This window comes from Stenotrophomonas sp. 2YAF22 (assembly GCF_052114665.1).
In the GTDB taxonomy this organism is placed as follows: Bacteria; Pseudomonadota; Gammaproteobacteria; order Xanthomonadales; family Xanthomonadaceae; genus Stenotrophomonas; species Stenotrophomonas indicatrix.
Genome location: NZ_JBFRFE010000375.1, coordinates 1 through 4,269 on the forward strand (window position 1 = coordinate 1; position 4,269 = coordinate 4,269).

The following is a 4,269-nucleotide window of genomic DNA, read 5'->3' on the forward strand; positions in this document are numbered from 1 at the left end:
GTACGGCAGCATCTGCAGGGTGACCATGCCGGTACCGACATAGGTGGCCATGGTCACCGCCAGCATCGCCAGGTTGAAGTTCTGGATGACCGCGCGCTGCTCGTCCTTGCCGAAGCCACGCAGCGTGCTCCACAGCGTCGGTACCGGTCCGGCGAAGCCACCGATGCCACTGAGCACACCGCCGGCCATACCGGCCAGCGCGTCGCCGAACCGGCCGCCAACGGTGACCCGTGGCAACGAACGCGCCATCAGCATCACCGGGCACCACAGCGCAAGGAATCCTCCCAGCAGCGCCTTGAACCAGACCATGTCCAGCTGCGGCAGCACCAGCACGCCAAGCGGAATGCCCGCCAACCCACCGAGCACGAACGGCAGCAGCAGGCGCAGGTTGAAGCCACGGCGCACGGTGAACACCGCCAGCAACTGGCCGACCAGCGCGCCGAACACCGAAAGCGTCGCCGCAAGCCGGGGATCCAGCCCCCACGCCCAGAACGACATCGCGACCATGCCGAACGCGAAACCCGACAGGCCCTGCACGAACCCCGCGACGATCGCACCCAGGGCGACCAGCAGATACACAGACTCCATCCCCACTCCTTGCCGCTGCCGTGCGACTACCCTGCCGCACCCGACGCTGCAGCGTAATGCGCAGCCAGATGATCGACCAGCGCGCGCACCTTCGGCGCCAGCGCACGTGCATGGGGATACAGCGCGAAATAGCAGCGCGTGCCACCGTGCCAGCTGGGCAGCACGCGGATCAAGCGGCCGGCGCGTAGGTCTTCCTGCACCGTAAGCGCGGTGAACAGACTGATGCCCATGCCGGCCAGCACGGCCGCATACAGTGCCGGCGTGGCGTCCACGCGCAGTCGTTGGCCTGCTTCCACGCTGACGATGGCAGCGCGCGGCCCGTGCAGTTGCCACGGGGACATCGCCGCAACCGGGTTGAATGCCAACAGCGTGTGGTTCTGCAGATCGGCCACCTGTCGAGGCAGTCCATACCGGGCGAGGTAGGCCGGGGCCGCAACAAGGATGCGCGGGCATCGCGCCAGTTCACGGGCGACCAGTTGGCTGTCAGGCAAGGACGGCGCGATGCGCAGGGCGAGGTCGAAGCCACCGCCGACCACATCGACGAGCTGATCGTCGGCCGACAGTTCCAGCGCAACCTGCGGATAGCGCGCCAGGAAGCCAGGCAGCCAATGCGGCAACTCCTGGCTGGCGACCACCTGTGGCACGCTGACCCGCACGCGCCCGCTGGGCTGGGCCTGGCCGGCCCGCGCACGGTCATCGGCGGCCTCCAGCCGGTCAAGCAGCGCCACCGCCTCGCGGTAGTAGTCGCGCCCGGCCTCGGTCAGCGACAGCCGCCGGCTGTTGCGATCCAGCAGCCGCACCTGCAGGTGCTCTTCAAGTTGACGCAGCTGCCGCGACATCGCCGAATGGGTGGTACCCAGCCGCTCGGCGGCGGCAGTGAAACTGCCGGCGTCGACGATCGCGCGCAGGGCTCGCAGGGCGGCGAAATGGTCCATCGGCAGCGCGCTCCAGTCGGCGGGGCCCGCAGGCTGCGGACCCCGCCAGCTTATCAAGTGCCGTTGCCTGCCTTGCGCACCGGAAGGGCCAGAATCGCCGAGGTGGTCATCACATCGCCAAAGGCATCCTCGATCTGCGCCAGCGATGCCTCATGCAATGCGCGATGGCCGATGGTCCCGCCATTGGCCAGATCCAGATCACGGCTGGCAGAGGCATCGGAAGCCACGATCACCCGGTAGCCGCGCGGCGCCGCCGCAGCATCGCGTGCAGCACCGGCAACGCAGGCATGGGTCTGCAGCCCGGTGACGATGAGGGTGTCGATACCGGCATCCTTCAGCACCTTGTCCAGTGCCGCTGCCGAGGCACCGGCGAACACGCTGACGTTGTCCTTCGGCACCACGGTCTCGCCCTTGCGCGGTTGCATGTCACGGTGGAATGCCGCGTTGACACTGCCCTCTGCAAACAGCGGCGCGCCTGCCGGCAGTACGTGCTGCACATGGATCACGCGGATGCCGTTGGCATCAGCGAAGTCGATCACGCGACGCGTCTGCCTCAGGGCCGACACACCATCGGGAATGACCATGCGACCACCGGCGAAACCGGGCGCGGCGCTGGCGTCGAAGTACTCGTTCTGGAAGTCGATCACCAGCACGGCGGTCTTCGCTGCGTCGAGCGAGGTGACGGCCGGAGCGCCGGCCATATGCCGGATGGTGGGGTGGACCGGCTCGGCGGCGACAACCGGTGCAGTGGCAGCCATGCCGATCAGGCCGGCCAGGCCGAAAGCAGTGAGGTTCATGGTCAAGCTCCTGTGCGGTGGAAAGTGGGCACAGGATGAGGAGCATTGAATGCACGAACCAGCCATCGGCCGGCACACGATCTGTGCACGAATCGCACAGATCATTTCGTACCGTCGAGCTTGGGCGATGTTACGAGGTCAGCTTTGCCCCATTGAGCCGTACGATCATCGCGTACTCGCGCCCGAGCACGACTTCGGCGGTATTGCTACCGGTGCGCAGGGCATGCTTCAGGCTCGCCGGATACTTCACCGGCACGCCAGCCAGAGTGTGGACATGGCGGGGAGGCGCATTGGCACTCCTGATGACGAATTCCGCGCAGGCCCCTTCCAGCAGGAGAACCGGCGCCCCTGCCGGAAACTCGATCAACTGCAGTACGCGCTCCTCGGACCGCCGCATGCTGCGAACGGGTGCCCCCTCCCTGCGCAGGCGGCGCAGCGCGCGCTGCGAACGGGACCATGGCCAGTAGAAGACGAAGTAGATGGCCACGCCCAGAAGGTAAACGGCAGCAGCCACCAGGATCCACACAGCCGTCTCAGACATCCATAAAACCTGTCGGTGAAGAACGCGCAGCTCAAAACGCAGACGGGCCGTACAAGGACGGCCCGTCTGCAACTACCCGAAGCGCTGCGGGAATCTGCGTGCGACGATCCCCAGCAGGACAGCCGCCGCTTACAGGCGGCTGGCGATCGCCTTGGCGAAGCCCATCGTATTGCCGGTGCCGCCGAGGTCGCCGGTCAGCGAATCCTTGGCTTCCATCGTGGCGACGATGGCCTTGCGCAGGCGCTCGGCGTTTTCCGGCTGGCCGACGTGGTCGAGCATCTGTGCCGCTGCCAGCAGCAGGGCACACGGATTGGCCTTGCCCTGGCCGGCGATGTCCGGCGCGGTGCCGTGCACGGCTTCGAAGATCGCCGCGTCCTTGCCGATGTTGGCGCCCGGGGCCAGGCCCAGGCCACCGACCAGACCGGCGCACAGGTCGGAAATGATGTCACCGAACAGGTTGGTGGTGACGATCACATCGAACTGTTCCGGACGCATCACCAGCTGCATGCAGCAGTTGTCGACGATCATTTCCTGGAACTCGATGTCCGGGTACTGCGCGGCGACTTCGCGCGCCACGGCCAGGAACAGGCCCGAGGTCGACTTGATGATGTTGGCCTTGTGCACGGCGGTGACCTTCTTGCGGCCGACACTGCGGGCCAGCTCGAAGGCGTAACGCACGATGCGCTCGGAGCCCTTGCGGGTGATGCGGGTGCCGGAGAACGCGGTCTCGCCGTCGGCCGACACTTCCTGGCCTTCAGCCAGGTACGCACCTTCGGTGTTCTCACGAACGGTGATCAGGTCGACGTTTTCAAAGTGCGACTTGGTGTTCGGGAAGGTGTGGGCCGGACGCACGTTGGCGTACAGGTCGAAGTGACGACGCAGGCTGACGTTGATCGAGGTGAAGCCGCCACCGACGGGGGTGGTCAGCGGGCTCTTCAGCGCGACCTTGTTGCGCGCGATCGATTCCAGGGTCACCGCCGGCATCAGATCGCCGTGCTTCTCCAAGGCCACCAGGCCGGCGTCGGCGTCTTCGTACTCCAGGCCAGTGTTGAGCTGGTCGAGCACGAACAGGGTGGCGTCCATGATTTCCGGGCCAATGCCGTCGCCGCGGATGACCGTAATTTTCTGCGTCATTGATCGATGTTCCGAACAGGGGGAAAAACGCCGTCCGGACGTGCCCGGAAACRCCGGCGCAAAGGAAGTTTCACCCGCAATTATGCCTGAGCCGGGGCCGAGGCCCCAAATAGACCATGGTCCCAGTCCCCGGCTCAGGCAGAATTGCCCGCGCGCCCTTGAACAACAAGGGGGCTCCTGGGCTGCTGGATCGCGGGGAAGGCCCGGCGCATGCGCGGTAGTGCCGGCCGCTGGCCGGCAACCTCTGCCGATTTGGGTCCACCGGGTGCCGGCC

Annotated in this window: 5 protein-coding genes; all 5 read right to left on the bottom strand. The window is 66.4% G+C overall.

What is annotated here, in order from left to right; all coding sequences use genetic code 11:
* A partial coding sequence (locus AB4Y84_RS14700) for a sulfite exporter TauE/SafE family protein (protein WP_442250349.1) occupies positions 1–588 on the bottom strand: 588 nt, incomplete at its 3' end.
* Between the two features lie 26 nt (positions 589–614).
* Positions 615–1,523, bottom strand: coding sequence for a LysR family transcriptional regulator (locus AB4Y84_RS14705; RefSeq protein ID WP_428703526.1), 909 nt, complete (start codon positions 1,521–1,523; stop codon positions 615–617).
* A gap of 53 nt (positions 1,524–1,576) precedes the next feature.
* On the bottom strand, positions 1,577–2,320 hold the full coding sequence (locus AB4Y84_RS14710; protein WP_442243926.1) for a cysteine hydrolase family protein: 744 nt from the start codon (positions 2,318–2,320) through the stop codon (positions 1,577–1,579).
* 130 nt (positions 2,321–2,450) lie between these two features.
* Positions 2,451–2,861, bottom strand: a complete 411-nt coding sequence (locus tag AB4Y84_RS14715) for a hypothetical protein (RefSeq protein ID WP_442243927.1) — start codon at positions 2,859–2,861, stop codon at positions 2,451–2,453.
* A gap of 129 nt (positions 2,862–2,990) precedes the next feature.
* Complete coding sequence (locus AB4Y84_RS14720; protein WP_312107104.1) at positions 2,991–3,995, bottom strand: isocitrate dehydrogenase; 1,005 nt, start codon at positions 3,993–3,995, stop codon at positions 2,991–2,993.
* Positions 3,996–4,269 lie beyond the last annotated feature (274 nt).

What these genes read in the sequence shown, in the direction of transcription:
- AB4Y84_RS14705 (WP_428703526.1), bottom strand. Translation starts at nt 1,523, where the DNA reads ATGGACCATTTCGCCGCCCTGCGAGCCCTGCGCGCGATCGTCGACGCC.
- AB4Y84_RS14710 (WP_442243926.1), bottom strand. Translation starts at nt 2,320, where the DNA reads ATGAACCTCACTGCTTTCGGCCTGGCCGGCCTGATCGGCATGGCTGCC.
- AB4Y84_RS14715 (WP_442243927.1), bottom strand. Translation starts at nt 2,861, where the DNA reads ATGTCTGAGACGGCTGTGTGGATCCTGGTGGCTGCTGCCGTTTACCTT.
- AB4Y84_RS14720 (WP_312107104.1), bottom strand. Translation starts at nt 3,995, where the DNA reads ATGACGCAGAAAATTACGGTCATCCGCGGCGACGGCATTGGCCCGGAA.